Annotated in this window: 23 protein-coding genes; 14 read left to right on the forward strand and 9 right to left on the reverse strand. The window is 62.3% G+C overall.

Annotation, left to right across the window (positions count from 1 at the left end; translation table 11 throughout):
- Positions 1-387 precede the first annotated feature (387 nt).
- The 3 genes from ACIPY5_RS14905 (at position 388) to ACIPY5_RS14915 (ending at position 2,583) form a co-directional block, all read left to right on the forward strand.
- Positions 388-876 carry a hypothetical protein gene (locus ACIPY5_RS14905; protein ID WP_400971955.1) on the forward strand — a complete coding sequence of 163 codons (489 nt, stop codon included), beginning with the start codon at positions 388-390 and terminating at the stop codon, positions 874-876.
- 190 nt (positions 877-1,066) lie between these two features.
- The gene (locus ACIPY5_RS14910; protein ID WP_400971957.1) at positions 1,067-1,720 is read left to right on the forward strand and encodes a ComEA family DNA-binding protein; all 654 of its coding nucleotides are present in this window, start codon (positions 1,067-1,069) and stop codon (positions 1,718-1,720) included.
- A complete protein-coding gene (locus tag ACIPY5_RS14915) occupies positions 1,717-2,583 on the forward strand; it encodes a DUF4131 domain-containing protein (RefSeq protein WP_400971959.1) in 867 nt (288 codons plus the stop codon). Before ACIPY5_RS14910 ends, ACIPY5_RS14915 begins: the two co-directional genes overlap by 4 nt.
- A gap of 729 nt (positions 2,584-3,312) precedes the next feature.
- Here ACIPY5_RS14915 and ACIPY5_RS14920 read toward each other — a convergent pair.
- The 3 genes from ACIPY5_RS14920 to ACIPY5_RS14930 all read right to left on the reverse strand — a co-directional run bounded on the left by ACIPY5_RS14920 (position 3,313) and on the right by ACIPY5_RS14930 (position 7,048).
- Positions 3,313-3,501, reverse strand: a complete 189-nt coding sequence (locus tag ACIPY5_RS14920) for a hypothetical protein (RefSeq protein WP_400971961.1) — start codon at positions 3,499-3,501, stop codon at positions 3,313-3,315.
- Between the two features lie 1,100 nt (positions 3,502-4,601).
- Positions 4,602-5,459: a hypothetical protein gene (locus ACIPY5_RS14925; protein WP_400971963.1), complete on the reverse strand. Its 858-nt coding sequence runs from the start codon at positions 5,457-5,459 to the stop codon at positions 4,602-4,604.
- 593 nt (positions 5,460-6,052) lie between these two features.
- Positions 6,053-7,048, reverse strand: a complete 996-nt coding sequence (locus tag ACIPY5_RS14930) for a hypothetical protein (protein WP_400971965.1) — start codon at positions 7,046-7,048, stop codon at positions 6,053-6,055.
- A 326-nt stretch (positions 7,049-7,374) separates the two neighbouring features.
- On the opposite strand from ACIPY5_RS14930, the gene ACIPY5_RS14935 reads away from it, so the two are divergent.
- From ACIPY5_RS14935 to ACIPY5_RS14945, 3 genes are all read left to right on the forward strand, one after another.
- Entirely contained in the window at positions 7,375-7,596 is a 222-nt protein-coding gene (locus ACIPY5_RS14935) for a hypothetical protein (protein ID WP_400971967.1), read from the forward strand.
- A gap of 134 nt (positions 7,597-7,730) precedes the next feature.
- On the forward strand, positions 7,731-7,892 hold the full coding sequence (locus ACIPY5_RS14940) for a helix-turn-helix transcriptional regulator (RefSeq protein WP_400971968.1): 162 nt from the start codon (positions 7,731-7,733) through the stop codon (positions 7,890-7,892).
- A gap of 681 nt (positions 7,893-8,573) precedes the next feature.
- Positions 8,574-8,828 carry a helix-turn-helix domain-containing protein gene (locus ACIPY5_RS14945; RefSeq protein ID WP_400971970.1) on the forward strand — a complete coding sequence of 85 codons (255 nt, stop codon included), beginning with the start codon at positions 8,574-8,576 and terminating at the stop codon, positions 8,826-8,828.
- Between the two features lie 176 nt (positions 8,829-9,004).
- Here the strand turns inward: ACIPY5_RS14945 and ACIPY5_RS14950 are convergent, their stop codons facing one another.
- Complete coding sequence (locus ACIPY5_RS14950; protein WP_400971972.1) at positions 9,005-10,225, reverse strand: ATP-binding protein; 1,221 nt, start codon at positions 10,223-10,225, stop codon at positions 9,005-9,007.
- A 273-nt stretch (positions 10,226-10,498) separates the two neighbouring features.
- Here ACIPY5_RS14950 and ACIPY5_RS14955 point away from each other — a divergent pair, with 273 nt between their 5' ends.
- From ACIPY5_RS14955 to ACIPY5_RS14965, 3 genes are all read left to right on the forward strand, one after another.
- The gene (locus tag ACIPY5_RS14955; protein ID WP_400971974.1) at positions 10,499-10,825 is read left to right on the forward strand and encodes a hypothetical protein; all 327 of its coding nucleotides are present in this window, start codon (positions 10,499-10,501) and stop codon (positions 10,823-10,825) included.
- A gap of 900 nt (positions 10,826-11,725) precedes the next feature.
- Complete coding sequence (locus tag ACIPY5_RS14960) at positions 11,726-13,036, forward strand: hypothetical protein (protein ID WP_400971976.1); 1,311 nt, start codon at positions 11,726-11,728, stop codon at positions 13,034-13,036.
- Between the two features lie 34 nt (positions 13,037-13,070).
- The gene (locus ACIPY5_RS14965; RefSeq protein WP_400971978.1) at positions 13,071-13,316 is read left to right on the forward strand and encodes a helix-turn-helix domain-containing protein; all 246 of its coding nucleotides are present in this window, start codon (positions 13,071-13,073) and stop codon (positions 13,314-13,316) included.
- 109 nt (positions 13,317-13,425) lie between these two features.
- Here the strand turns inward: ACIPY5_RS14965 and ACIPY5_RS14970 are convergent, their stop codons facing one another.
- A complete protein-coding gene (locus ACIPY5_RS14970; RefSeq protein ID WP_400971980.1) occupies positions 13,426-14,496 on the reverse strand; it encodes an SIR2 family protein in 1,071 nt (356 codons plus the stop codon).
- A gap of 253 nt (positions 14,497-14,749) precedes the next feature.
- On the opposite strand from ACIPY5_RS14970, the gene ACIPY5_RS14975 reads away from it, so the two are divergent.
- From ACIPY5_RS14975 to ACIPY5_RS14990, 4 genes are all read left to right on the forward strand, one after another.
- On the forward strand, positions 14,750-16,093 hold the full coding sequence (locus ACIPY5_RS14975; RefSeq protein WP_400971982.1) for a hypothetical protein: 1,344 nt from the start codon (positions 14,750-14,752) through the stop codon (positions 16,091-16,093).
- Between the two features lie 324 nt (positions 16,094-16,417).
- A complete protein-coding gene (locus ACIPY5_RS14980) occupies positions 16,418-17,722 on the forward strand; it encodes a hypothetical protein (protein ID WP_400971984.1) in 1,305 nt (434 codons plus the stop codon).
- 642 nt (positions 17,723-18,364) lie between these two features.
- Positions 18,365-19,258, forward strand: coding sequence for a hypothetical protein (locus tag ACIPY5_RS14985; RefSeq protein WP_400971986.1), 894 nt, complete (start codon positions 18,365-18,367; stop codon positions 19,256-19,258).
- Positions 19,259-19,725: 467 nt separating this feature from the next.
- Positions 19,726-20,181 (forward strand): hypothetical protein, encoded by a 456-nt coding sequence (locus ACIPY5_RS14990; RefSeq protein ID WP_400971988.1) that lies wholly within the window; start codon positions 19,726-19,728, stop codon positions 20,179-20,181.
- 1,050 nt (positions 20,182-21,231) lie between these two features.
- Here the strand turns inward: ACIPY5_RS14990 and ACIPY5_RS14995 are convergent.
- Together ACIPY5_RS14995 and ACIPY5_RS15000 are read right to left on the reverse strand one after the other, a co-directional pair.
- On the reverse strand, positions 21,232-21,669 hold the full coding sequence (locus tag ACIPY5_RS14995; RefSeq protein WP_400971990.1) for a DUF86 domain-containing protein: 438 nt from the start codon (positions 21,667-21,669) through the stop codon (positions 21,232-21,234).
- On the reverse strand, positions 21,666-21,809 hold the full coding sequence (locus ACIPY5_RS15000; RefSeq protein WP_400971992.1) for a hypothetical protein: 144 nt from the start codon (positions 21,807-21,809) through the stop codon (positions 21,666-21,668). The genes ACIPY5_RS14995 and ACIPY5_RS15000 overlap by 4 nt, the downstream gene beginning before the upstream one ends.
- A 476-nt stretch (positions 21,810-22,285) precedes the next feature.
- Here ACIPY5_RS15000 and ACIPY5_RS15005 point away from each other — a divergent pair, with 476 nt between their 5' ends.
- Positions 22,286-22,987 carry a hypothetical protein gene (locus tag ACIPY5_RS15005; RefSeq protein ID WP_400971994.1) on the forward strand — a complete coding sequence of 234 codons (702 nt, stop codon included), beginning with the start codon at positions 22,286-22,288 and terminating at the stop codon, positions 22,985-22,987.
- A gap of 115 nt (positions 22,988-23,102) precedes the next feature.
- Here the strand turns inward: ACIPY5_RS15005 and ACIPY5_RS15010 are convergent, their stop codons facing one another.
- Together ACIPY5_RS15010 and ACIPY5_RS15015 are read right to left on the reverse strand one after the other, a co-directional pair.
- On the reverse strand, positions 23,103-24,086 hold the full coding sequence (locus ACIPY5_RS15010; RefSeq protein WP_400971996.1) for a hypothetical protein: 984 nt from the start codon (positions 24,084-24,086) through the stop codon (positions 23,103-23,105).
- 598 nt (positions 24,087-24,684) lie between these two features.
- On the reverse strand, positions 24,685-25,992 hold the full coding sequence (locus ACIPY5_RS15015) for a hypothetical protein (protein ID WP_400971997.1): 1,308 nt from the start codon (positions 25,990-25,992) through the stop codon (positions 24,685-24,687).
- Positions 25,993-26,014 lie beyond the last annotated feature (22 nt).

Here is a 26,014-nt window from a genome sequence, read left to right on the forward strand (position 1 = left end):
GGGCGCGCGTGTTGAGATTCGTGAGTGGGCGATTTGAACGCGTCTACCGCGAGGACGACCTATCGGAACACCAGTCCCACGCCCGGATGCCCCGAATGTGGATGCTCCTGATCATCGTGAGTGGGCAACTTGCCTTCGGCCTCCTGTGTGTCATTATTGGGTTCGCGAATCTAAATCGGCCCGGGTAGAGCAATGATGGGCGGGGCGCGAACGATGCGTGCACCGAAACCCTTCGCCAATGATGGTCGTGGTGGAAGTGCCCGTCTTCCGGGGGCGACAGGCTCGTGAACGAATGGCAGTGTGTGGGTGACAACAGATCACTATTTGGCCCAGTCTGTCGCTGCATCGGGTTTTTAGTGGTTCCGTCGCGATCCTTGGGGGGAATCAATGATCACTGAACCAAGTATTGGTGGCGTCGTCGTGGACGACGCAGAGATCAAACGACATGTGGACGACATCACGCGATTCGTGCTCAGCCGCCCGGTCGCGCTGATGGTTCTCGTTCTCGGACCGCTCCTGTGGGTGTGGACCGGGCTGATGTACTCGTCGGCGACCTGGCAGCCGCTGATGGTGGCGCTGGTCGGCTCGGTCCTGTTGATCGTCCTCTTCGTCGTGATGACGCGGAGGTCCGCTTCTCGCGTCGTGCGGGCGCAGTATCCGGTGGGCTCACGCGTTGTGGCCGAGGTCGACGGCGACGTGCTGTGCACGCGGACGGCGCTGAGCCGCGGCGAGACTTCCTTCGCGTTGCTGGCCGGAGTGCTCATCGTGGGCGGCACTGTTGTTTTGAAGCGCAGAGGCGGCTCATCCGCTGCGTTCCTGCCTGCGGCAGCGTTTTCCGCAACCGATCTCGGCGCGCTGCAGGTGGCCTTTGCATGAAGAGGCGTGGCGTGAGGTCGATGATCTCTGTTGAAGATTCGAGATTCTCCTCGTATGCCGTCCGTATTGCGTCCCTCGAAACGGTGGCGGAGAGTCGCACTCGTCCTCCACAGCGCCTGCTTCGACCGTGCACCGCACCGATTGCGTGGATCGATCTCCAGCCCTGATCGCCCGCGCATAGCGTCGGTGTGTGAGCGAGCATTCGGAGACGAAGGAGGCGGGGCCGACGGTTGTGGCGCGCGCACCACGGCGGCTCCGCCTGGGGCTCGGCGCAGCCGTGGTGGTCGGGCTCGTGGCTGTTTCGGTCACGGTGGGCATCGGCCTGCTCAGCCGGTCGGCGGTGCCGGAAGAGGTCGTCGTGTCGCCGTCACCGCGCACCAGCGGGCCGGGGGTCTCCGCCGGTGGGGTCTACGCGCATGTGCTCGGGGAGGTGTCGAAACCGGGCCTGTACGTGCTCGACGATGGTGCGAGGGTCGCCGAGGCGCTGGCCGCGGCGGGCGGCAGCCTGCCGACAGCCGACCTGGCCGGGGTGAACCTCGCCCGCACGGTCGCCGACGGCGAGCAGATCCTGGTGCCGGTGATCGGCGCGGCAGGTGCGGCGCCGGGCGCGGCGGCGGGAGGATCGGGCGCGCCGGGCGGGGGAGCAGCGGGCGGATTGGTCGATCTCAATACCGCAGACGTCGCCGCCCTCGATCAGTTGCCCCGGATCGGCCCTGCGCTCGCGCAGCGCATCATCGACTGGCGCACTGCCAATGGGCGGTTCACGAGCGTCGATGATCTCCTCGGCGTCTCTGGAATCGGCGAGAAGATGCTGGCCGGGATCCGCGATCTGGTGCGGGTATGATCACGCCGGAGCATGCGGCGACGGCCCGCGCGCGGGGCGCGTCAGCGCTACAGGGCGTGATGCAGGACGTGCCGGATCCGGGTGTCCCGCACCGTCGGCTGCGGGATGTGCGGATGGTCCCGGTCGCGATCACCGCATGGGCGGTCGCGCTCCTGGTCTCGTTCCTGCCTTGGGCGCCCGGAATCGTGATCGTGCTCTCGGGAACCGGGATCGTCCTTCTGCTTCTCGTGATCCGCCGCCGGATCCGCACCGCGGTCGCGCGTGCCGTGCCTCTCGCAATCGTCTGCCTGACCGTCGCGGCGGCGATCGCCGGTGCTGCGACGGCTGCGGCGCCGGCCCGGGAACAGGCCGCCGCTCTGGCTGGGCACGCGGTGACCGCCGAGGTGAGCGTGCGGTCGCTGCCCTCGTTCGGCGCCGACGGCCGGCTCTGGGCCGACGCGGACGCGCTCCGGCTCGGTCCAGGGGACGAACCCGCTCCGCTGCGGGTGCCGGTGCGCATCGGCATTCCGCCCGACGCCGGCTCCGCCACTCTCGGACCGGGGACCGTGCTGCGGCTCACGGCGCAGACGAAGCGCACGGATCCGGGCGAGCGCGCGGCACTCGTGCTGTTCGTGAGCGGGGCGGTGGAGCAGCCGTCCCGCGGCGGACCGGTCGAGCGGATCGCCGGCGACGTGCGGGCGGCGTTCATCGCGCGTGCCGGTCGTCTGCCGGAACCCGGGTCGGAACTGCTTCCGGGGCTCGCGGTCGGGGATGTGCGGGCGGTGAGCGACGAGCTCGATGCCGCGATGAAGGCCAGCGGGCTCTCGCATCTGACCGCCGTGAGCGGGCGTAACATCATAACCCTGCATGCGTCACGACAGTGATCCGAAGAAACGGAAAAATAGTTTCTGAACAGGCTAAAATATCCGAACCAAGGGTTGTCCCGACCAACTCGCATACGAGCCGCGCATGCGGTGAGTATGACGAACGTGGACGGGCACATGAACGGACTCACAGACCAGGAGATCACTGCGGTGCGGGAGGCAGCGCGGTTGAGCGCGGACCAGGCGCCGGCCGTTGGAGCGAAGACTGCGCAACTCGTTGGCGACTTATTGAACTCGGAACCGGTAGAACGGTTTCGTTCGAACGGAACGGCCGCGGCCTAGTCGCGTACAGGCACGACGAGGACCGTGAATCGCATGGTCTCGATACGGGGCATGTCGAGACGGGGGCTTTTGCGGCGCCCGGACCGCCGCTGTCTGGCTGGGGATGGTGCGGCCGGTGGGACGACCGGCCGCACCCGCCACAACCCCTAGTGGCGTACAGCGGCCCGTGGGAATCGCCACTCAGGTCTCTGGGAACTCAGGCAGCGCGGTGACCGTGCACTCGAAGAGACCGCACCGGTGGGCAGTGATTACGCGACTCCACGTTCGAAACGGCAATGCGTCGCGGGATGAACGCAGAGAAGTCGTGCAAACGAGTCTGACGTTCCCAACAGACACCCTTGCTCGACACTGAGCGGAAAGCTCCCTGTCAGGCCGGTCGCGCGAGCATCTGAGAGTTAGGCCAGGGGCGTGGAGCAGCCCGGACGAGCGTCGAGAAGCTTGGCGCGACTACGGTTGCGGACGCATCGCGAGGGTCCGACGTACCGTGTCGAGTCGTCTCAGCCCATCCAACGCGCCCGCATCGACGCCTCGTATGATGATGGTGACGTCTTTGAGGCGCCGCGAGTGCTCAACCTGGAAGGTCTGCTCATGGTGAAAGATCCGGTTGCGCAGGCGTCTGAGTCGCTCGAGCGCCATGCCGACACCATATGCCTCAGCGACCGTTGGTGGTAAGTCAGTCGGAAGCTGATCCTTCCAACTCTGCGTCAATTCCGGAGTTAGCCGGGGGAACGCTGCTTGAAGCCCATGGATCCACAGGTTCTCTCTGGCGCTGTAGCCACTGCCATTCTGAGAACGGACCGAAGGCGGCGTCTGAGGAAGTAGATGTACCAGGTTCCCGAACTCGAGTTGTGCAACTCGATCATCGAGTGTGACTGGCACTCCATGTCTCGGATGGATGGGTGAGCGTTTTACCATCGCATCGTGGGCTCGACTTGCCGCGACTCCACTTGACTTCTTCACCAGCCCGCGCAGTGGAGCCGCGGGGTCGTCGAGCCAATCGCTCGTCCGGCCTTGCTTGCGGTTCCACGCTCGAAGTGCTTTGTCGACGGAATTGCGAACCGTTGCTTCCGTGTAAGCGAGAGTCTCAAACCAGGCGGCGCCAAGGGATACTTGCCAGACGTACAACGAGGCGATCGCTTGCTCGCTCACATCAGACGGCGCGATGTTCGCGGACCGAGCCCACTCGGCACGGTAGGTCTCCAGGCGTGCAGGATTGAGCGCAGCGACAAGGCGTGTCGGCATACTACCCCCAGGTATGCGAAAGCCCCACACGAGGTGGGGCCTTCACGCTAGTAACGAGTAGATCCTGTCTACCGTTGTACCGAATCAGCTTATCGGCTGGTCGTGCCGACGGCAACCTCTAGCGACCTTGCGCCTTGTGGGCGCGGGCGGACGCTGCGTGGACGGCGATCGGCGAACGCTCAGTCGCAATCGACATGCGTTTGCGGTAAAGCCGGACGCACAATCCTTGCGGGTGAACGTGGCCGGTCGCTCCCGCAGATCGGGATGTTCACCATGCGCCCTACCGCGCAGGCGCATCAAACCGGCGAAGGGATGTCTCTGCAGTGACCCCTGAGGCTCAGCGAGTGCTTCGATCATCGTCGACAGAGCCTGCGCCTGGATGGCATCATCCCCAGCGTGACTGGATCGCGCTGAAGATTGACGGAGCCGACCTGGGCGCTGTTCCGAACGCTTTGGTGGCGTGGAGCGTCATCACACTGATCAACTGGGCGGGCTCAGGCGGAGGTCTCTCTCGTGACGACACCGGTGGAGAACCATGACACAAGAGTGGAGGCCAGTTGCACGTGGCCCATGGCCTCGACTGGAGCAGCAGGCTCACCGCCGTGACGATCTCGTTGGGCAAACGCCAACGTCTCGAGCATCCCGATCAGGACAAGACGATGATCGGGATGACCATCGTCGCGGCTTTGAAGTGTGAGTCTCCAACGTGGTGAGTCTTTGAGGGCCGCAACGATCTTCCCCAGGCGGGGAGGCTGCTCTTTGGGCGTGATCACCGGGCCTGCTGCCGCTTCCACTGCTCGGATGGCCTCAACCATCGCTTTGCTCGCATCAGCGTCGAATGCTGTTGCAGCGCGCCATGCGGAGGCAAGATGTCTGCCCGCTGCTTCGTTTGCGGTCTCCGTTGCGGTGGACGCGACTTGTTCGACGCCGTCGGGGAGTCGTCGGGTGATTCGGTAGGGGCCTTCGTCTGATTCGGTTACCGCGATGCTCGATGCTCCTCGTGACAGGTACATGTCCAGGGTCAGGGCTGCGTTGTAGGACTCGTAGAGGGAGTTTTGTGTCGCCAGCAGAAGGTCAATCGTCCGGATCAGAAAACGATCGCCGCGCTCGACTACCGCATCCAGTACCTCGGACGCGTCGTAGAACAGGTTGGTGTCAAGTTCTAGATCGACATGGAGGGATGTCTGGATGAGGTGGATCGAGTCGTTCCCGTTGAACTGACGCAGCGCGCGATCCAGCCAGTCCATCACGGCGGGGCGGACATGATCCGGGAGCATCTCACGAGCCGTGAGCATGGCTTCGTACTCGATGTCGTCTGCATCCCAGGGGCGGAAGACTTCTGTATGCTCCATGCCGCCACCGTATCGGTTGGGGAACGCTACGAGCACCAAGTCCTTCAGCCCGTCCCGGGCTGTAGTGTTCTGGGCGCGGAGACCTCTTTGCGGCTGAGGCTGTGATTCGGCGACGGCTGCAGTCGCGCGTACGCAAGGACGACCCGCGCCGGCGCGGTTCTACTGAAATGGGACGGGGTCAGTGATCTGAACCTACTCAAGGAGGTCGGTCGCTGGGAGCCAATACGCCCGAAGGCGCCGAACGTCAAGCGAGCGAGGGCGGAGGTCGTGCTTGAGTTCCGACAAGTCCTGGAGCAGTACCTTGAGGGCGAAGACGACGAGAAGGTCCTTCGGGTACGCGAGCGCCTCGCGATAGCGAGGAGCGGTCAGACTAGTGTGTCAACTCCGCTGGACGAGCCCGCGACGTGTGGCCGTGACCGCGTTGCGTCTATCTGCCGAGTGCGCGCGGACTGGACCCTCGATCTCGGGCGGGCGCAGAGCGCATGTCTGCGATGTGGTGCTCCCTCCAATCGTGCCGAGAGGCCTCGCGCGTATGCGCGCCCAAGCGTGACCGCGATCTGGCGTATGTCGGACGCGGGGTTGTCTTCCCCCACCTACTCGGGGACCTGAGCGGGTGCGATGTCGCGCTCCGCCGCGCCGGCGACCATCCAATCGGTACGGAGGTCCCGAGCCACGAGCGCAAGGCTTATTGCCTCCTCAACAAGCTGACGATGTTCTCTGGGGAAATGACTCGCTTCCCCCCGCATGCGTTTCTCTTGCTGCTCCTGGCTGTCGAACTGGCGACGATCCGTGTCCTCGCGGTACTTCCGGAGCGACTCTCGTACGCCCGACACTCGTTCGGTTGCTGAGTCGAGCAGTTCTGATGTGGAATGAGGAGCGTCCGGTCCGATGCGGGCCTCGGCCAGCGTTATGCCGAACTGGGCTCCGTCTTCGGCGTCGTCCTCCGGGCCTCCAGGGTTCGGGACGCCGGACCTTGGGTTGGAGTCGAGGAAGGTCCACCGGCGATGGTATCCGCGTCCCCCAATCAAGCGGAGCTTATGAGGGGCGACGAACGTCGACGTGGCGAGGAGACGACCAGTTGCGAACCGCTCATACAGGTCAGGCTTCCGCCAAGTCGACGGGCACACGTAACGGACGAGCGCTCGAGATCCAAGCGCTAACTCAAGTCGATCGAGTGAGCCAACCTGAGCGAACCTGCTGGCCCCGGCGGTCCGTTCTTCGACGGTGAAAGCGAGATGCTCTTGCCTGCGGGGCCAGATGGCGGACCGATGCTGCTGTGCGAAGAACAACGGCCGCTTGTACTGGAGGAACACGTTGAGCGAACTCGTTGCCGTCGTCCGCGGGACCTGATGTTGAGGGAAGAACCCCCGGGGGATGCCTGGTGCGCCAGGAGTCGAACCGAACAACGTCCGGTATAGCTGACCCATCGGATCGATGTAGGTCGCGAAGTCGAACCCAAGTGACTTCTCGAGCACTTGGCCGGGGCTGAACAGCTGCACGGGCGTGGGGCTCGGAAGTTGCTGCATCACTAGCGCGGCATTGGCGAGTGTCTCGAATTCTTTCTCCTCGAACTCGGCCCATCTTCCCATCGGAGCTCCCGTCCTGTTGCCACCTATGAGGAACGATATTGCTCCGCAGGCCCTCTGCACACAGTGTTCGCTGTGCGGGCGCATCCGCGTGACGTAGATACTCCGCCTCGTCGATCGCGCGTCAAGCGTGATCGGCGAGGTTCTCCACATCCTCCCAGTCGTCCGGATGGCGCCGATGCTCGCGGCCAGATGACGCGGCTCACCTGCAGGACACAGCTCTGTCGTAGATAGCAGCCGACCGTGCCGCAGTGCCGAAGCTTGTGGACTCGGACATGGGACGGTGCACGGTCGTTGCCGCGAGGGTTTTGTTGGCGCACGATGAACGGATGGACATCTCAGAATGGTGGCCCCGGATCGACGATAAGAGCCGCGTATGGCTCATCGATCACAACGGTGAGGCGTTAGCGCCGACAATATTGGCAGCGATCACCGCCGCGGGTGGCTTAGCGGTACCGGAAGCGTGGTGGGTGGGCCAGTCAGGTCCGACCGGATTCTTCCTCTCTGATGCTGCAGTCGACTGGATCGAGGAGAAGGCGAACGGAGAGTGACGGAAGTACTCGTTCGCGGGCCGGCGAGAGCGGTTGGCGAGCTATCGCGAGGGACCGCGCATGTGGTGGGTATGAACACGACAAACTCAACCGCAATCAACCTCGAGGGCCGGAAGCTCGAGGATCTTCCATTTATGCTCACGATCGAGCAGCTATCGACGTGGATGCAGATCCCCGTGTCGACCATCCGGCAGTGGCGTTTGGACGGAACCGGACCCGTGCCGCTGAAGATGGGTAAGCATCTGCGCTATCCCAAGGATGAGATCGAACGGTGGCTCGCCGGGCTCAGGGAGTAGCGATTTGCGGACGGGACTCAGGCGCGACGGGCTGTGACTTGCTAGCGGGCTCTCGCGGCGCTGAAGTCGGGCCCGTCGAACTCGGGAGGCATTCTGAACCCGGTGGGACGGGGGACGATCACCCCATCCTGAGGGCAAACGAGCGCTCCGCCTTCGTCCCGTAGAACCACATCACATGACGGGCAGAGTGCTGCGCCGAGCCCGTCGTCCCTGATCGCGGTCTGCATTAGGTCAGCGTACGACTATTACTGCCGGCTCCGGCGAACGAACTCTGGCGAGCACCGCGACCCAGCGGCGGAGAGGTGACGCCGCTGGTTCTTCAAGCGAACATGCATGGCTGGCACCGGTGGTGAGTTTGGGGCGCGACCACAGCAACTGTCGAGGACCAGCACTTTTCTCCGCTAGTGATAAGTGCTGATAGCTACCTATAGTTAGCGAATGGTGGCCACGAAGCTCTTTCAGGGGGTCAGGGGTTCAAATTGAGCTCGTCCAGACAAAAAGCGCTTCTGATCTGGGATTAATAGGTTCCTGTTTGGTCGGACATGGTCCCAGATCGGCTTCTACTTGTCGTTTACTCACCTTTTACTCCGCTCTTTCAACAAGGCCGGTTGTTCCCTGACGATCGATGAACGGTTCTAACCGTCACTTCGGCAACAACCGGTAGCAACTAGCATTCAAGTCATGAGCAGCAACTGCGACGAAGAAGACTATCCGGGCGACACCGATCGGCACGAGCGTCTCGCGGGTAGGCGGCTCGACGATCTGCCTGAACTCATGACGCCGGAAGAGCTCAGCACCTATCTGCAGATCCCGGTTCGGACCCTCTACTACTGGAACGGACGCGATGAAGGCCCGGTGCCCGAGAAGTTCGGCAAGCACCTCCGGTACCCGAAAGAGAACGTCATCGCCTGGCGTCGTGGACTTGACCGCCGCTAGTGCACACCGCATGTGACAATCGGCTCAGCGTGTAGTTCGACCGGGCGGTGGCACTCGATTGGGTAGTGCCACGTCCGAATCACGTGTGAAGATCCCGAACAGCAGCTCGCCGACTTGGAGTGCCAAAGAGTCGGGCGCCGACGCTGCACTTAACTATGCCGTCGTGGCCTTGACGATCACTTCTTCTTTCGCGATCTGGTGCGGAGCTCAGGCACCTCGAGCTTCGGTACGGCTCGCAGCATGAACTTGTCGAAGTCGGGGACAGTGAACGCGGCGTAACCGTGATCAGAGGTGTACAGAAGGCCCATGTCGATCAGTTCCGCGCGGGTTGGCCCAACCTGGGTGGAACCGCGCTTGAGTAGCCGAGCGACCGCGTCTGCCTTTTGCGGGCCAGGCCCAAGCTGTGCCATTGCGCGCATGTAGGCCGTCTGCAGCGGTGTGGCTCGGTCTAGTCTGACGCGGAAGAACGATCCATCGAGTTTGGATTCGTATGCCTCGCGTGCGGCCTCGACGTCCGGCCGAGTGATCGGGCTCTGCTCGGCGATTTCCCAGACCTGGAATCCCAGCTCCTGGATGAAGTAGGGGTAGCCGCGGGTGATGTCGATGGCTAGGTCAACGGCATCCTCGTTCCAGTCGACGTCTTCCGACTGGGCGGGCTCAACGATCGCGAGTCTCGCGTCGTCCTCGTTCAAGGAGTCGATTGCCGGGAACTGGAAGAGCCGCTCCGCGTAGGACTTGGCGTCACCGGCGAGCTCCGCAATTTGAGGCAGCCCGGCACCGACGAACGTCACCGGTAGCTTTCGCTGGACAGTCTTGTGGATCGCTTGGATGAGAGCTTCCAGCTGCGCCTGAGTCAGAAACTGGACCTCATCGACGAGGATGGCCACGCCCCTCTCTCGCTCCTTTGCGGCTTCGCCGACGGCCACCAGCGCGTCGCTCAGGTCCATGGCAAGCTCGCCATGGTCCGCGAAGCCTTCGGCAGGCTCGACATCCCAAGAAAGGGACCATGCGCCCTGCTGATCGACGGACAGGCCGAAGGACGTGATGACGGCGGCGGCTCTCTTGCCCACTTCGGTCCACCGCACGCGAGGTGAGAGGCGGAGAAGTGCTGATTTCAGGAGACCCGCAAAGGTTTGCCTGAACCGCATGTCATCGTGCTTGATCGCTTCGAACTCGATGATCTCCCAGTGCTCGGCCTGAGCGATTTCACGGAACTCCGTGAGCAAAACAGTCTTTCCGACGCCTCGCAGGCCGACGATGATCATCGATTGATGAGTTCTCCCGGATGCCAGCCTCCGGAGGAGAACTTGGAAGGCTCTCGTCTGCTCGTCTCGACCCACCACGCTTTCCGGTGAGGCGCCGGCGTTCGGCGTGTACGGGTTCCTCGTGCTGTCCACGAAGGCAGTTTATCGAGTTTAGATAGCTTTATGTAAAAGAAATAAAGCCTTGTAAGGCTTGTAAGCCTTGGAACGGGGGTCCTCAGGGCGGCGCCCTTGGCAAACATGGTTGCGGTGCCGGGATGCACTGGCCGGGAGAGCGCGCGGGAACTTTGACTGGTCGACCCGTGTTCGTGACTTCTCGATGCGTGTAGCGTTCGTGAGCGTGGTGGATGGGGTCCAAAGCGAGACCTCCACTATTGGCGCGCGCCTGCTGTCGTTCATGATGGACTCATGACTCAGCCTGAGGCGGTCGCACAACTCCGTATCGACGATGGTGGCACGTGGGTCGTCACGACAGCCTCCGGCAGCATGTACATGCTGGACCTGGACGCGCGAACCGTCATCCGGCTCGCTCTCGACGACCCGCATGATCAAGCTGCGGACTCTGCCGGGCTCCGTCGAGATGGTGAGGAGCTCACCTTGGTGGGGTTTGTCGGCGACCTGCTCGTAGTAGGTGCGCCTGCTGTACTGATCATCCACGGGGCGAGCGAGACGCTGGCCGCGACAACGTTTCGCGCGACAACAGCGGTGGCTGAGATCAGAAGACTCGAGAGCTGACGAGGGGCGACGTCGGTCGAACGCGCCGCGCCGCCCGCTTGCGCAACTTGACCCGATCGTTCCCAAAGGGCCCACTTTGCCGCCGCCGGACTGGGCCAGCGTGGCGAGTGTCCCGCGATTGGCTTGGACGGATCGCTAGCCATGAGTAGCGAACGCTAGCTATGGTAGGCGCATGCGTAGTGGCCACTCAGAATGGCGTCGGTCGCCGCCATTGATGCAACCAGGACCCCGGCGAGTCGACACCTAGTCCGCGGTTCATCTTCATCCCAACTGTTCCAGGCGCACCGTTGGTCGACCATCGGGTGTCTGCCGCAGGGCACTCTGGTCGGACCGTGGTAGCCGCCGCGGAGACCGCGCATGTGGTGAACATGATCGACATCATGGTTTCTTGGCTCTTCTCGAGCAGCCGGAGCTTGAAGGCCTTCAGGTCCCGCTTGCTATCGGAGCGTGGCAGGCTGCAGGTCGTTCGCATGCCCTACCGAAGTGGTCAGGCCGTGTTCCACGGCATGGTGTCGGCTGGCGGACGCCAACGCGATGCCCATCTTGCCGAGCCTCGTCGTGGGCCCGGCTCCAGGACCTGCAGGAGGTACTTGCATTGCATGCAGGGGGCCAGGAATGACTGCAATGCGAGTCCTTCTAAAGGCCTGTTCAGGTGCAAGTTATGTAGTCACTTGCAGGGCAGGCTTGGCGTGATTCACGAGAAACTCCCGCGATTCAACACGTAGCAACAGCATGTAGTGGCAAGAAAGGTGCGAGTCCGAGTAGATTCAAGCGATGACAGCATGCGGGAGAGCAGGAACAGTAAGGGACGCGGCGCATCGAACCACGGCGGCGCCTGCTGCCTCGGCGGTCGTCTCAGATCTGTCAGCTGTTCTTGCGTGTCATCACTTGGTGTAAGTCGTGCGCAGCTTTGGGGACCGCTTCTGGACCTCCGCCGAGGGGGAGATGATTCGGTTTCGCCGCCGACGCTTTGAATCGTTGCGCGTCGATCTGCCACTTGATCCGCCAACCAAGAACAGCCGGCGTGGGACCAAGAAAAAGGCGAAAGCCGCTCTCGACGCCGCCTTCGAGGACGATATCCTCGCGCGTCATGCGCGCGAGTTGACGCCATGGCCGAAACCCCGAGCCGCCATCGCACTCGATATTTATCTCGCGGGCGGGTCGCGGAACAGCCCTCGCGTGGACAACATCTGCAAGTGGCTGCTTGATGAACTCGCTGGGCACGTGTATGCGGACGATCGGCAGGTGAAGCTCTTGTTTGCGAGTGCTTCGAAGCCGCCTCGAGCTTCGTGGCGTTTTTTCGCGAACGAGGACCTCGGTGACTTGGACGATGTCTCCAAAGAGGTCTACCGGGACAGGACCAGCGTCGCCGACGAACCCACGTCGACCGCGAAGAAACCAAGTTCAAAGCTGTACATCACTGCGCAGACCCGCGCTAGCGTTCTTGCCGACCTGCGTGCCGTGTCCAATCTTGAGGACCGTTGGGATCCGTTCGAAGAGGAGGGCCGCGGGTACTTCGACGTATTCGAAGACGATTTGCGGCGTGACAGCATCACGGACTACAGGTCGATCTTCGACTCGGGCAGCGATCGCGACCGAGAGCAGTGGCGTCGTCTGACGAACGAACTCGACCACCACGACCAGAACCAACAGCAGCACCTGGTCGACCTGATCTTCTCCTCGCTCCTCACGGACATGCCCGTGGACCGTTTCGAACTCTGGAATCGGGTGCTGGGCCGAATCGGCGCTGCGCCGTACATCTTCAACCTCGGTGTGCTGCCAAAACACGGCGGTCGGGACGCGTTCAAAGCCAATCTGCGACAGACGCTCGAAGCGCGACGGGACGCCTGGCCGTCGCTGTTCCCGATGCGCGCTCGTAGCGGAGTCTCGATGATCTTGTTCGAGGAACCCAGCAGCGGGAAAGATCTCGACAACCTCGTGCAGACTGTGCTGCCGGACGTGCTTACCGTCCTCAGACCTCAGGAGGAAGACCTCCGGGGATGGGTGGCAGACGAGCCTGACCCGCACGATGGCGAGCCGACCATTCCGTTCATCGAGGTCGCTGCAATCCCTGCTCACCTGACGGACATGCCCGCGGGTTCTGTCATCTTCGGCCTGTCGTCAGCGGATCGCTACGACAGCTGGTGGCACAAGGCCGCGGAGCATCTGAAGGAAACCTTGGAAGAGGAGGAACTGCGCGGATGGTGGTAAACAACATCACGCTTTCGAGGACCGGTGGCCGCGCATGAGCAAGAAACCGGAGGGCTCCGACAGCCTGTTCGGACGGCAGCTCGCGGACCTACCGGATCTCCTGACCGTGGAGGAGCTCTCTACGTGGATGCAGATCCCGGTGAGCACCCTGTACCAGTGGAACTTCAAGGAGGTCGGGCCAACGCCGCTGAAGCTCGGTAAGCACCTCCGGTACCCGAAAGCCGAACTCGAAAGATGGCTCGCGACGCTGGACCGCCGCGAATGGACGGGATCGAACTAGCTCATAGATCAGATCTCAGTCAGACACCGGGCATTTCTCTGTTCCTCCGCTAGAGAGAGGATTTGACGACTCGCCCGTCCATGCGTCGGCGAACAGCTCGCCCCGGATCTCAACTGTTGTGGAAGTCCGCCCATTCTTCAGTCGTTTCGACCCCGTTTGCGCCCGAACGGACGACGGTGAGCCAGTTCACGGATGAGCCGTCTTCTTGGCCCCAGCCGAACGCGCGCTCGATCTCCCTGACTGACAGGTCATCGCCGTAGGTCACTACAAGAACCCGAGGCTTCTGTTCGAGTGCGCGCTCGTTGAACTCGGCTTGCAGCTTTGCGTTCACTGGCACGTCTCGGAACGAATACCCAACGATGAGCCAATGGTCAGAGTCCGCGAGGGCGTCCACGAACATCTCGTAGGCCAAGCTGAACGGAAATTCCTGGACATGAGCTGACTTGTCCTTTTGGGAGGCGAGAACGACTACGGGTCGCAGGCTTGTGGTTCCGTCGCGAACCCCCTGCCACTGTTCCAGATCTTCCAGGTGTTCGCGACTGAGTTTCGCGAAGGCTCGGCCATCCTTGGTCGCCCAATAGGTGATTGAGCCATGAAGGTTGATGAGCCTGATCCGTTGAGAGTCCTTGAAATCGTGCTTCGACTCACGAAGCGCCGGGACCTTGATCTTCGTGCCATCCGTCCTGGTTGCGGTCCACTTCTTCCCGCCATGGCCCAGATCCGCGACCTCCGAAGATGAACACACGCTTAGTAGCCCGGAGAGAAGCAATGTGTCGTAGTTCAAGTTGGCGAAGGTCACCCGCCCAGAAAAGCTTGTGGTTACGGCCCGGGTGAAGGCATGAAGATGCTCAGACTCGTCCATGTAGGCGTGAGAGTTCTCGAAGATGACTTGTAGGACATGAGACAGTCCGTTGTCTCGCACCCTCTCCGCGAAGGTCGAGACTCGTTGGATTGCATCTCGCAGACCGTCATCTTGGGGCTCAGTGAGTTCCGCAAGCCGTCTGAGATACCCCAATGTTCTGCTTTCAGAGCCGAACGCCCCGACAAGGACCTCGAAGTCGTCGTCGCTGGTAACACCGTCCGGCAGCGCCCGCGCGGCGATCTCCCTCATCGCGATAACGACGTCGTCGCCTCCATCCGACGCTGCCCGAATCCGGCGAACGAGCTCGGTGGTGATCACGCGGAGATTCAAATCTGGATTGAACGCGATCGATAGGCCGTTGCCGACCAGAACCGCTGCGTTGCGCGTCTCCACTACGCGACCCCCCCCACGTTCCGCATTCCACACTGCAGCTTCAGTCTGGTCTGTTCCGAATGTCGCTGACGAATCAGGATCGTATCAACTCACAGCCAGGCCCATACCGCGGACGTCCTCGTCGCAAGCGTGCTCGAAGAGGTCGGCTTGCTCAACTCTCCGTCGATAGCATGAGCGGATGGAACTCCCTGTTGGCGTGTGGGGCCATTACGGCTTCTCATCCTCGCCCTACTCAACGTCGGCGCTTCAGGTAGCCGGTGCCGACGAGACGCTGCTCGTGGGGCGCGACCAAGAGCTCCGCACGGTGCTGCGAGATCTGATCAGTGGCACGCAGATGGTGGCACTCGAAGGTGACTATGGAGTCGGAAAGTCCAGCCTGGCTGCGGTCGCTGCGTCGACTGCTTCGCGGTGGAGACAGGCCCGAGACAGCATAGCGCCCCTGTTTCTCGCGCCCGGCAGGCCGCTCGAACTTGAGGAGAAGGACACGGCTTCCTCTCTGGAACGGCGCGCGTACTTCCAAGTCGCGGGTTCGATTCTGGCCAACGAGGATCGGCTCATCCGTGAGGGAATCAACCTCACCCAGCTGAACGAGTTTCGTTATTGGCTCACGACTCCCACCGGAGGCGGATGGTCAGCTGGTATCGGCGCAAGCTTCCCGGCCGTCATCGGTACCAATCTCTCCATCGGCAGGACCCGGTCATCGAACACCAGTACCGGATTCACCGAGTCTGGTGTGATCACACTGATCGACTCTTGGCTCGCGGCGATCTTTGTCACACCTGAGGCCGGCGGAGTGATACTCCTGCTGGACAACCTCGAAGTGCTCAGCCGATTCACGAAGGGAGTTCAACTCTTTGAGTCACTGCGCGACAGGCTCTTCAAGCGGCAGGGCCTGAGATGGATCATCAGTGGTGCCGAGGGGACTGTCAGGGCCGCGCTCAGCACTCCGAAGATGAGCGGGGTGTTCCCTGAACCAATCGATATCGCACCGCTGCCGCACGACTTGGTGAAGCTGGTCATCGCTCGGCGCGAAGAAGCGTTCCGCGTGCGAAGCGACGCTAAGCTCCCAGTGTCCCCTTCCGCGTTCGAGGACGCCTACGCTGCCACTGGCCGCAACTTGCGGATCGCTCTTGGTCTGGCAGAGCGATTCTCCCTCCGTACCGAACCGGGCGACATGGCGTGGATGACGCCCGAAGAACGCGATGCGAGATTCTGGGCATGGACCGTCAACGAAGGGGAGAAGGTGATCAAGCAGATCTCGGACAAGGTCACCGACAAGCAGTGGAAGGTGCTCACGACTCTTGTCACGGATCTTGATGGCTTCGCGACGTCTGCGAACGCCGGCGACTTCGGGTACAAGTCATTGAGCTCGTTCCAAGCGCACGTGCAAGCTCTCGCCGCACTACGCCTCGTCAACTACACCGCCGACGAACAGGACGGTCGACGCCGCATCATCACCGCAACCGAGACAGGTCGGCTCGCGGTCGCTTCACGTCCATCATCTAGCGTTCCGGGGAAGTAGCCGTAGACCTGTGGCATCTCCACCGGGTTGAGCGTCTCTGGAGGGGCGTTGTTCGAGCGAACCGGCGAACGCGTTGCATCCACTCTTAGCCGGACGGAACAAAAGTGCTTCCCAGCGACCCGAGTTCGGGCCTCGGCTTCGGTATCGGTGAGTACTGGACCTGCGCCGGACGTGTCCGCTATGGTCGTTGTACGACCGAGCAGAACCCCCAGTAAGGGTTCCAGCAGTTCACGTCTCTGATGACGTCATCCTGCCCCTTTTTTGGGCACCCATCTGCGGTAGATCGCCTGCGGGCATGATCCGCGCACCGTCGTAAGGACGACCATGTCTTCTCGCATCCTTTCTCACCCTGCCCGATTCGCCGGCCTGCACTCGGAAGGCCGCAGCCGAGTCTTCGTGATCAGCGAACTGAGCACGACCAGCCCTCGGGTGGAGCAGGTGGCAACTATCCCGCCAGGCGTCGAGGTGAATGCAATCGTTGATGCTCTCAACAGCGCAGCCTGGTCGGGGAGCATCAGTGCATTCGAAACCGCAGTCAGCGAGTTGCCTGAGCCGGTTGTCATCTCGTTGCGTGCGGCATTGGAGAACGCGCGACGAGAGGGAGATGTGCTCACGGGGTTCGATGGCGTCGCCTTGTCTCAGCTTTCCGAAGGATGGATGTCGATGCCAGGCGACGTTGAGGATCACATCGAGGCAGCGTTCACGATGGGAACTGAGCTGCTCATGGAGAACACGCTCGACGAGGACGAGACGGTTCGGCTGCGAGTGCGGATCTTCTCGGGGGAGACGGCCTACGGGGAGCGTTGGCGTGGTCCCGTCGGCGACGGCATCACCCGTGAGGTCGTCGACGTTTCGGTTTTCGTCGAGCGGCTGCGTGAGCCGCGAGCAAGCCGCGAAGAATTCCGTGCCTTCACCGCCTGGGTCCCAGATGATGACGATCCGAGTTTGGCTACGGGAGAGATCGTTCTCGAGTATCTCGGGACAGCACTCGATCCGGAGAACAACTTTCGTGTCTTCATCGCCGACGACCGGCTGGAACCCGACAGCGTCTTGACCGAGCGGAACCGCATGCTTCTCTGGCGTGCCCTCAACGAGATCGCGGTGGATCTGGACGGAACGCTCGCCGACGGCGACGACTTCGAAGAGAACTCGGGTGTGTACGAGGACATGCCGGAGATCACACACGGGCAATCGCACGAGTGGTGGCGCCAACTCGAGGAATCAGCGCAAGCGCTCACGGAAGCTGCGCGCAAAGGCGACCATTCGCGCCTCGTTCCGCGCACGCCAGGGGAGGAAGCGCTCATCGCGCTTGCAACGTCGCCCGGGTGGATCGAGATGGCCCAGGACATGATGGACGACTTCGATCTAAGGGCGACCTACGAAGGGCTGCCCGAGAGCGACGCTGACGGCGCGTTCCCTTCGATTCTCGGTGAACTCACCGGAGACACCGACGTCGAGATGCTGTGGGGCGCGCAGTTCGCTGGCATCGAGGACCCAGGTGACGAGCGCAATCAGTACCTTGGCATGGGAGACTACCGGCCGGACGCGTGGCACACAGTGTTCCCTGGTCGCGAACCGGAGCAAAAGGCAGACACGCCTGGGACGCGTGGCACGGGCACTGCGAGCTAGTGAGCGAGCCCGTCGACGAGGCGCCAGCGCGAGTCGATCTGGACTCTGCCGGCTGAGACGTTGAGGAGGGTGCAATCCGGGCTCTGATGTAGTGGATCGACGTGTCTATCTATGGGGCTAGGCAGGCAGGGATGCTCGGCACATAGCCCGGATTGAGCTCCCCGCCACGCCGTCACGGTGCTTATCCTTCTCCGCAATCGTCCAGCATCGGAATCACCGGCTACATGACGACATGTTCGGCGGTGGCATGGCGCGGATTGAGTCACGCTGTGAATGGCGGGCGCATCCACTGCCGGCGATATGTTCACGAGAGGTGACCAGATCGCTGAAGAAGCGGCCTGACTCGAGCTTGAGCGATCAACTCGGGGCCCGTCGGGATTCGAAGCGCCAGTAGTCCATGCTCCTTCGAAGCGCTGAGCCCGTCGTCCGAACCAGAGCTACGCCCAGGCAGCCAAAATTGGGGAAGAAGATCGGAGCGCACGACTCGTGCAACCGTGATCAATCGTCAGTGCACGAGAGAGAACGCATCTTCGCTAGCCTCCACGTATACGTCAGGCCTACGACCCGCTAGCTCAGCAACGCGGAGGGTCTCGCCAACACGGATGGCAGCATCACGCACAACTCACTTGGGGATCGGCAAGCATGACACAACGAAACACGACGAACGATTCAGACTCCAAACCCAACCACGACGAGTCAGGGCGACGAAGGCGCTGGTCCACTTTCAAAGTCGCACTCGGAGTGGTCGGGTCCATTGCCGCCATTGTCGTTGCCGTTCCGACGTTCGGCAGCTGGTCGGCCGCCGAACACGCGAACACCCTGTCTGAGCAAGCAGTGGAAGACGGCAAACCGCGGATCAGCTTCGCCGTTTCGCAACGTCACGACCTCTTCCTCCTTGACGGCATCTACGTCACCAACACAGGAGGATCGGACATCACGGTGTCGTCGGTCGAAGTGCAAAGCCTTGCCTACCCGTTCATCGACACGACTGTTTCCCCTCCATGCCAGAAGGACAGCGCGGGAAATGTCGTATCGTGCTCAGGGGAGTACGTAGCCATTGGTGTTTTCGACTATGCGAGTGCATGGCGAGCGAACAACGAGGGCGCCCTCTACATGGGATCGGTCGAGAGCTGCAGCGCGAACGCGACCGAAGTGCCGGCGAACGGTCGCCCAGTGGCTTTCGGGGCCGTCGTTGGTCCTCCTCGGGACGCGCGTGGGAACCTGCTCATTGGGATGGCAGCGTTGCCTGCGTCGTTCAAGTTCACTGTGACCGTGACGTTCGCGGGCAACAAGCTGAAGCCGGAAACAGTGACCTTCGACCCGCGCACCGACATGCCTGACCCGGCGCAGGACGCAGGCATGTCGGATGACTTCACGGCGATAGGAGAGAAGTGCACTCACGACCTTCTCTCCAACGATCCAAAACACTCGCCCAAGGTCCCAAGCGGCACAAAGTACGCCTCTTATCTGTACCTCCCGCACACCCGTGCGGCGTCAGCTCGACTTGTTGCGGGCCCAGTGAAGCAATTCGACTGACCTTCTCCGCGGTGGCATGTCCGTTGGTTTTGGATTGCATCGACTCAGCGAATATGGCAGCTCGCCGCTTGAGCACGGGCCTGATCGCCGGAGCACGAGTTATCAGTGGTGTCGTGGCAACTGCTGCACCCGCCATGGCCGCCGGAAGCGGGACGACGCAAACCTCTCTAATCCGCCAAATGGCCAGTTCGGGTGGATCTGGGGAGTGCCGGCCTAGGCCCTACGTGGCGCTACGGACCGTGTACGGCCGGCCACGACATGCGCTCGATGAAGACAGCTGACTTCGTTTCTAAGGATCACATGAACTCCGGCCCATCATCGTCGGCATCCGAACTGGGGCAGACCTGCTCGCGGAAGTTGCCCAGTGATGCCGGGTGCCGCTCCTAAGTTGGTTTCTCACTAGAGATGCTGACCCGTAGGAGACTGCTCTAACTTAGGACATTGGGACTGCGTTGACGTTGCTGGGGATGGGCGTCGTGCTTCTCGGCTACTACCTGACAGCTCGACAACAAGATGCTGCGGCGATGCGGCACGCGAAGCGTGCGCAGACCTCCCTGGAACTTCGTGACATGCTGCTGGAGCGCTACTCGATTGGGCTTCACGACGCGTCGGATCAGTCGGAGGAGGCGCGGCTCGCCCGGTCGCTCGACGGTCACGCTCTACGTGACATCAATCGGTACAAGAAAGCGATTCAGTGGAAGGGCCCGGCATACAAGTTGCAGGTGTTCTCACAGATTGCCGGCGCGCTGTTCCTGCTGTGTGGGGTTGTGACGGTGGTTCTCTCGATGATTCGGGTCAGCGAACCGCTGATGTTCGCCAGCGGGTGGGTAACGGTCGGTTTGTTCGTCCCGACTGCGGTTGCGTTGATCGTGAGGGAACGATTGGGCGACTACACGGAAATCGAGTTCCGACCTGACGAGTGACCAATCGGACGACGACCGAATCGATGCGCGCAATCTCCCGGGAATGGAGCCATCGGGAACCACGCGCGGCGCCAGTCCGGCTGCCGAGCACGGAGTGCGACGGGGATTGTCGACAGGCGGAAGCGAGACCAAACCGTCAACCTCGCGCAGGCCCCTCGGCGCGAGTGTCGGTAGCGCCGACTTCACTTTGCAACATGACGAAATCCGTGACCCAGGCTTTCAGGACGATTTCTGATCTAGCGCGGGAGGCTTCCAACGCGGAGCCGCCAGAGATGAGGGCACGAACCCGCCGAGGGTTCATAGTCTCGATGGGGACAAGCACTGCCCTGTTGCTCGTACTGCCGCTCCTTTTCTGGGTTGCGCCGCTAGCGCTAGCGATCGCATCAGCGATTGCTCTTGGCGGAAGCGTGTGTACCACAATGATGTACCTGCAACTCCGGTACCGCCCCTCATGGGGCAGATTCCCGCATATCAACGCTCTCCCGCACATGCTGTGGTGCATGTTGTACGTCGCCTATGCAGCAGATGCTCAGTTCGACGGCAAGGGACCACGTAACTGGGCTCCGCTTGCCGCGGTGTCGGCGGCCATGATCTTGGTCTCGATCATCGCCGAGGTGAGGGCATTTCGGCTCTCTCGCCTAGACAAGGCCGACTACGTCAAAGGAACCGAGGTGCAGCGCGGAATCTTGATCGCCTGGATCCCAGTGGCGATCGGCTACACCGCCACTCAACGCCACTGGTGGGATCTCAGCGAGCCCGCGCTGTCCACCGGCCTCAACACATGGCTGGGGGCAATCTCGTTGGTCGGAGCGCTGGCACTGTTCACAACCGGCCAAAGCACCTATGTCGCGCTGCGGACCGAGCATCAAGCAGGTCCGAAACATGCTTCGACCGTGCGCCCGAGAGGCCCTCGCTCGAGCCGAGTCCGATTGCGATCGGATTCATCGATGCGTCATCGCGATTCTTCCGGATGGGCGCACGGAGCCGTCGCCCGACCAGGACGCGAACTTCATTGCGCCGCGGCCGAGGCTGGATGTCGGCGGGTCGGGGCTACACCTCGCTCTCCGAGAGGAGGGCGGCGTCGTGTGTGCCTCGATCAGCAGGGATCCGCTTGCTGATCGTCACCCACAACACGTTCCAGTCGACGTCCCACGGATCAGCATGTGCGAGCTTGTCACGTAACCTGATCATCGCGCGGTAGTTCACAGACGGGCGTGCGTCTCGGTACGTCGAGGGGAGCGATTTGACGACCTCTCCTAACTGGATGAGCGTGCCGAAGGCGGCTTGAGGGAGGTACGTGTCGTCCCGAAAGAAGCGAGCAGGCCCTTGAGAGGCGATGCCTTCGATGATGTCGAAGAGCTCATCGATTTGTCGCAGCTGCCTCGCTAGCTTCTGGTCGGCTGGGGTCGTCGACAGCGATTCGATTGGGGCGCTGTTTGTACGGGCGGCGAAACGTTGCGTTCGGGATTCGCGGGGTTGGTCGGTCACAGGGAGACCGCCGCCTGCGCGAGGAGCACGCCGTTCACCGAGTTTGCGGACACGACGGTCATCGGGATCGCGAAGATGGCTTCCAGATCCTCCTCAAGATCCAGAAGGTCCTGCAGGCTGGCATGCCTCTGAGGAGTCACGACCAGGCACAGCTCTTCGGGTGCGCTGGGCCTAACGGCGAGCTTCGGATGGGTGACGTTTCGCTCGAGGCAAGCGATACGAACCTACTCGCGGGCGTGCTCGGATAGGGAAGCGGTAAAGGTGAAGAGATCCATGGCCACCACATGCGCGGCGTGCAGCCGCGGTGCACCGTGAGCAGCAAGGGAGGGGAGGATTCCACGACTGTGGCCCGGATGCTCGGTGAGATCAGATCATCAGGGCAGCGTGGCTGCTCGATCCAAGGCAGATATCCGGACGCGAGTCAACTGGGACCTCCTTCGCGAGTGATCGAGAGGCAGCCGGATGCCTCCTTTTCGCGGTTACCGCTGCATGGGAATACAGCGGTGGTCCTTGCGGCAGTTGGCGGCGTTCGCGCCGCGCCGAGCACGAAGGTGGCGTTGTCGCGGTCGTGACCGCAATCATCGAGTCAACACCTGCTGCAGACGGAGGGCGAGCGATGAGTGTTCTGAGCGATGCCACGGACTTGTTGAAGAAGCTGCGCGAGGAGGGCGATCTCGTGATGATGGCTTGCGCGAGCATCGCCGCGATCCTCGTAGTCACCGCGATCGACAAAGGAGAACGTCCGTCCGCCCTCCTCGGAGGGTTTGCCCAGTTCATCGGTCTTGCCGCGGTAGCTCGGTGGATGACCGTTGACGCTCCAGCATTTCTCGCAGCGAAGTCCCACGAGCTGCAGGTCGTCTGCCTTCTGGTGGCTGTGCTGTGGGTCGGGATCACTGCTGCGATCGTGCTCGGACGAGGTTGGGTAGCCGGCAAATTCGCCGACGAAGCTGGCCACTTCTTTGGATCTCGGGGTGCGGCTACGGTCTGGATTCTGCTTCTTATCGCCTGTCAGCAGGGGCCGATCTTTGGCGTCGCTTCAAGTTGGTGGGGGCTGATCGCCAGGGCCTCAGGGATCGCCATCGCCGTCGCGGCAGGAGGCGGAATCCTCCACCTTGTTCTTCGTCGGTTCGGTCTGGAGGGGATCACTCGCTGGCTGATCTTCCAGCCCTTGCGAGCATTGGTGCGTTGTGCGTGGTCGGTGTTCCTGATGGTGTCTATGGTCGTGCTGACTGCTGCTTTCGTACCACTTGCCTTGGTCGGATGGTTCTTCGCGGCCCAGCGTCAACGCCCGAGGGCTCCGGCGAACGTCGGCGCCTGAACAGAGGCTGCGGCGTAGCCGGGCATCGACGTTCTGATGCTCGCACGACGACCATCCGGGCCACGCGATGGGCCAATGCGCGGGTGAGCGTGGCGTCAGCCCTGGCAGTGAACTGCTAGTCCCGCTCGATGAGGTGTTCGAGTTGTCTCTCCAGATCCGACTCTGCCTTCGCCCACCAGCTTTGGTATCGATGGCCTCCTGACAGGCCGAAGACGACGGTTCCTGGTGGCGGGTCGGCGTCTTTGGCTGGGATGGCAGCGACCTCGATGAAGGGGATGTCTGGGTAGGTTGATTCGATGTCGGGCGCGGTGGCGACCCATCCTGGTCGGTCGGTCCGCGGGGGACGGAGAACGTCGAGGATATCTGGCAGGACAGTGCGGATGAGATTGTCGAGATCTTTGCCGTGGTCGCCACCTTCGAAGACCACCATGGAGATTCCGCTCTTGGCTCGCATGGGGAACAGCTCCGGGTACCTGTTTCGGCGTTCGTCTAGGAGCTGGCGGAGGTTCTGTTTGAACGCGTGGCTTCTGCCGGCTTCGGGCAGTGCGCCGAGGTCGAAGACGTATGGCGCGGCTCTCAGCCGGTCGCGCAGGAGGCTCCAAACGTATTGTCCCTGCACAGGGAGCAGCGTGAAGAGCGCGGAGAGGAGGACGTCCGCCACGCGCTGCTCGTATGCCTGGTCCTGGTAGTCCAGTTGGCGCTCGACGCGGGTGATCTCTTCCAGGTCGGGAGGGTGGCTTGCCTGCAACCGTTCCCGATACTCGACGAGGTCTCTGCGTGAGCCATGGTAGGTCGCAACATAGGGATTCCAGTACTTGTAGTCGTCATCGTCGTCGATCAGGTCCATGGTGTGCGGCAGCTCGGACAGGGCCCGTATCGCTGCGAACACGTTGGCGCGTGTTCGAGCTTGCACGTACAGCGTCGGGAGCTGCGTCGCCGGTTCGCCTGCATCGGCCCGTGGCGCGGCGTCGCTTGAGGGCATGGCCCAGCCGTCATCAGCAACTGTCGACTCAGAGCGAGAGTTACGTGTTTCCGATGCGTAGTTGGCTGCTTCTGCCTTGGGGTCTTTTCTGTCCGCGTGTGCGAACAGCAGCTTCACCTGGCGGTCATCGCGGTACACATGCCCGTTGAGCTCATCGAGAAGCCACTTGCAGATCGTGTCAACGCGGGGTGCGTTCGTGCGATCGCCGTGCAGTGCGATGTCCAGGGCGATCGCCGCGCGAGGCTTCGGCCATCGAGCTCGCGGGTACAGGTACGAATACTTGCCAGATGACGCGAATGCCGCCTCGAGTTTCGCTCGGGCACGGGCTTTGACTGCCCTCATCGTTCGCTTGCTCGGAGGTAGAAGCTCTGTGCTGACGAAAAGTGAGGTCCTACGCCGGTAGCGGTGCGAGGCATGCAGCCCGCGAGGCGTCGACCAGTAGCGATCGTCCATCGTGCTGTCTCCATCCGAGGGTCGTGCACCCGCCGCCAACTATCGACAACTCGATTGCCGACTTGGTTTTGCTCAGGGCGCGCAAAGACCCCAGCCTCAAGCGCGGCACCAGTCCTGCACGCCGGTCTCGCGGAAAACAGATGATCGCCCGGGCGGCGAGCCGAGGCACAATGGGGCCATCGCTCGCATGTACGCCGGCTGCTGGGGAGTGCCACGGTGCAGCCTGACGTCGACACGCACTCGCGGTTGACCCGCCGGTGAGTCACTTGCGGGGCTGGCGATCTAGGTCGAATGCCGGGGTGTCGCGCACGAAGCAGGCCAGCAACGACGTCGCGTTCATGATCGCCAGTACAGCGTTGATGCGGTTGTACTGGTGGCGGGTGATCGCGTGCGATGTGGCGTTGCGCCGGTAGCCGCCGGGGCGATCGTGAACCGTAAATCGGCCGCGCATGATCGTCGTGACCGGGTGCACCGCAAGCGTGAGCCTCCAGCTTCGCTTCTTGAACTTCTCGTACGAGCTCGCGTTCATCATGACGCCGGGGGCAACGCCGAGAGCGTCCATTGAATGCTGGTTCACGAGCGTATCCAGCACGTTCGTGGCGAGTGACTGTGCTGCCTCGACATGACCGTCACGGAGCGCGAGGATCGCTTTGCGTGCCATGTCCACGTAGAACAGGGCCGGCTTGGTGGCGATCCGAGTAAGGACCTCCTCACAACCTGTCAGGATTCCTTTGTGGTTGCTTGCGATGACGCGGCGTCTCGTGGCGGCATCGCCCGCATTCAGCAGACTTTCTATAACCCGGCCTGACGGCACCCACGCTAGCGGGATGCCTTCCTCGAGGATGGTGCGGACCTGATCCTCGATGTCTTTGGGCTCGAGATCGACGAGACGCCAGTTCGGTGGCAGGTGGATGCGCGCGAGTCTCAGGCCACTGGTGAGGTCTGCAACCCAGTCCAACTGACTAAACAGTCCGGTGTACAGACGCTCGACAGCAGCGACCGCTGCAGCCTGCGCGCCGACGTTGACTGTCATCGATGCGCCTAGTACATCGATGACAGTCCGCTCCGACTGCACGCTCATCCACGTAGCCAGGGCGGATGTGGCTCCCGTCGAGTCAAGCACGCCCGTGGGCGGAAGCACGTTTGCCCAGCGGGTACTCAGCGAACCCAGGACGGCCGACTGCCACAGCCTCGTTGAAGGCATCAACCCGGACAGAACCGATGCGGCACCCGTTGCTTGGCCGAGCCCGCCGATCTCGTTAGACGCGGCAATCGCTGCCGAGACGCCTTTCGAATACGACAACAGCGACTCCGCACCTTTGATGCTCTGGAACAGCTTCGCTGGGAGCGACGCATGCAGCTGCTCTGCTCCGAGCCATGGCAGCCTCGAGAAGACGGACCCTGCCAACGTCGATGACCAACGTTGCGCCATGTCGCGGGGGACAACTGCCGCGGCATGACTTCCCGACGGAAGACGCGAGTCGGACTCAGGAGCGTCTGAAACGGGAGCGCCGGTCACCTGAGCGCGCTCCGCCACGGCGTCGTCGAACCCATCCGCTTCTTCCAGCACGATTCAACAGAACCACAACAGT

Origin of the sequence: Microbacterium sp. NPDC089698 (assembly GCF_044749045.1) — a bacterium.
In the GTDB taxonomy this organism is placed as follows: domain Bacteria; phylum Actinomycetota; class Actinomycetes; order Actinomycetales; family Microbacteriaceae; genus Microbacterium.

What these genes read in the sequence shown, in the direction of transcription:
- ACIPY5_RS14905 (WP_400971955.1), top strand. Translation starts at nt 388, where the DNA reads ATGATCACTGAACCAAGTATTGGTGGCGTCGTCGTGGACGACGCAGAG.
- ACIPY5_RS15005 (WP_400971994.1), top strand. Translation starts at nt 22,286, where the DNA reads ATGAGTGTTCTGAGCGATGCCACGGACTTGTTGAAGAAGCTGCGCGAG.
- ACIPY5_RS14920 (WP_400971961.1), bottom strand. Translation starts at nt 3,501, where the DNA reads ATGGCGCTCGAGCGACTCAGACGCCTGCGCAACCGGATCTTTCACCAT.
- ACIPY5_RS14955 (WP_400971974.1), top strand. Translation starts at nt 10,499, where the DNA reads ATGACTCAGCCTGAGGCGGTCGCACAACTCCGTATCGACGATGGTGGC.
- ACIPY5_RS14930 (WP_400971965.1), bottom strand. Translation starts at nt 7,048, where the DNA reads ATGGGAAGATGGGCCGAGTTCGAGGAGAAAGAATTCGAGACACTCGCC.
- ACIPY5_RS14975 (WP_400971982.1), top strand. Translation starts at nt 14,750, where the DNA reads ATGGAACTCCCTGTTGGCGTGTGGGGCCATTACGGCTTCTCATCCTCG.
- ACIPY5_RS14945 (WP_400971970.1), top strand. Translation starts at nt 8,574, where the DNA reads ATGAGCAGCAACTGCGACGAAGAAGACTATCCGGGCGACACCGATCGG.
- ACIPY5_RS14990 (WP_400971988.1), top strand. Translation starts at nt 19,726, where the DNA reads ATGGGCGTCGTGCTTCTCGGCTACTACCTGACAGCTCGACAACAAGAT.
- ACIPY5_RS14915 (WP_400971959.1), top strand. Translation starts at nt 1,717, where the DNA reads ATGATCACGCCGGAGCATGCGGCGACGGCCCGCGCGCGGGGCGCGTCA.
- ACIPY5_RS14935 (WP_400971967.1), top strand. Translation starts at nt 7,375, where the DNA reads ATGGACATCTCAGAATGGTGGCCCCGGATCGACGATAAGAGCCGCGTA.
- ACIPY5_RS14965 (WP_400971978.1), top strand. Translation starts at nt 13,071, where the DNA reads ATGAGCAAGAAACCGGAGGGCTCCGACAGCCTGTTCGGACGGCAGCTC.
- ACIPY5_RS14980 (WP_400971984.1), top strand. Translation starts at nt 16,418, where the DNA reads ATGTCTTCTCGCATCCTTTCTCACCCTGCCCGATTCGCCGGCCTGCAC.
- ACIPY5_RS14925 (WP_400971963.1), bottom strand. Translation starts at nt 5,459, where the DNA reads ATGGAGCATACAGAAGTCTTCCGCCCCTGGGATGCAGACGACATCGAG.
- ACIPY5_RS14940 (WP_400971968.1), top strand. Translation starts at nt 7,731, where the DNA reads ATGCTCACGATCGAGCAGCTATCGACGTGGATGCAGATCCCCGTGTCG.
- ACIPY5_RS14985 (WP_400971986.1), top strand. Translation starts at nt 18,365, where the DNA reads ATGACACAACGAAACACGACGAACGATTCAGACTCCAAACCCAACCAC.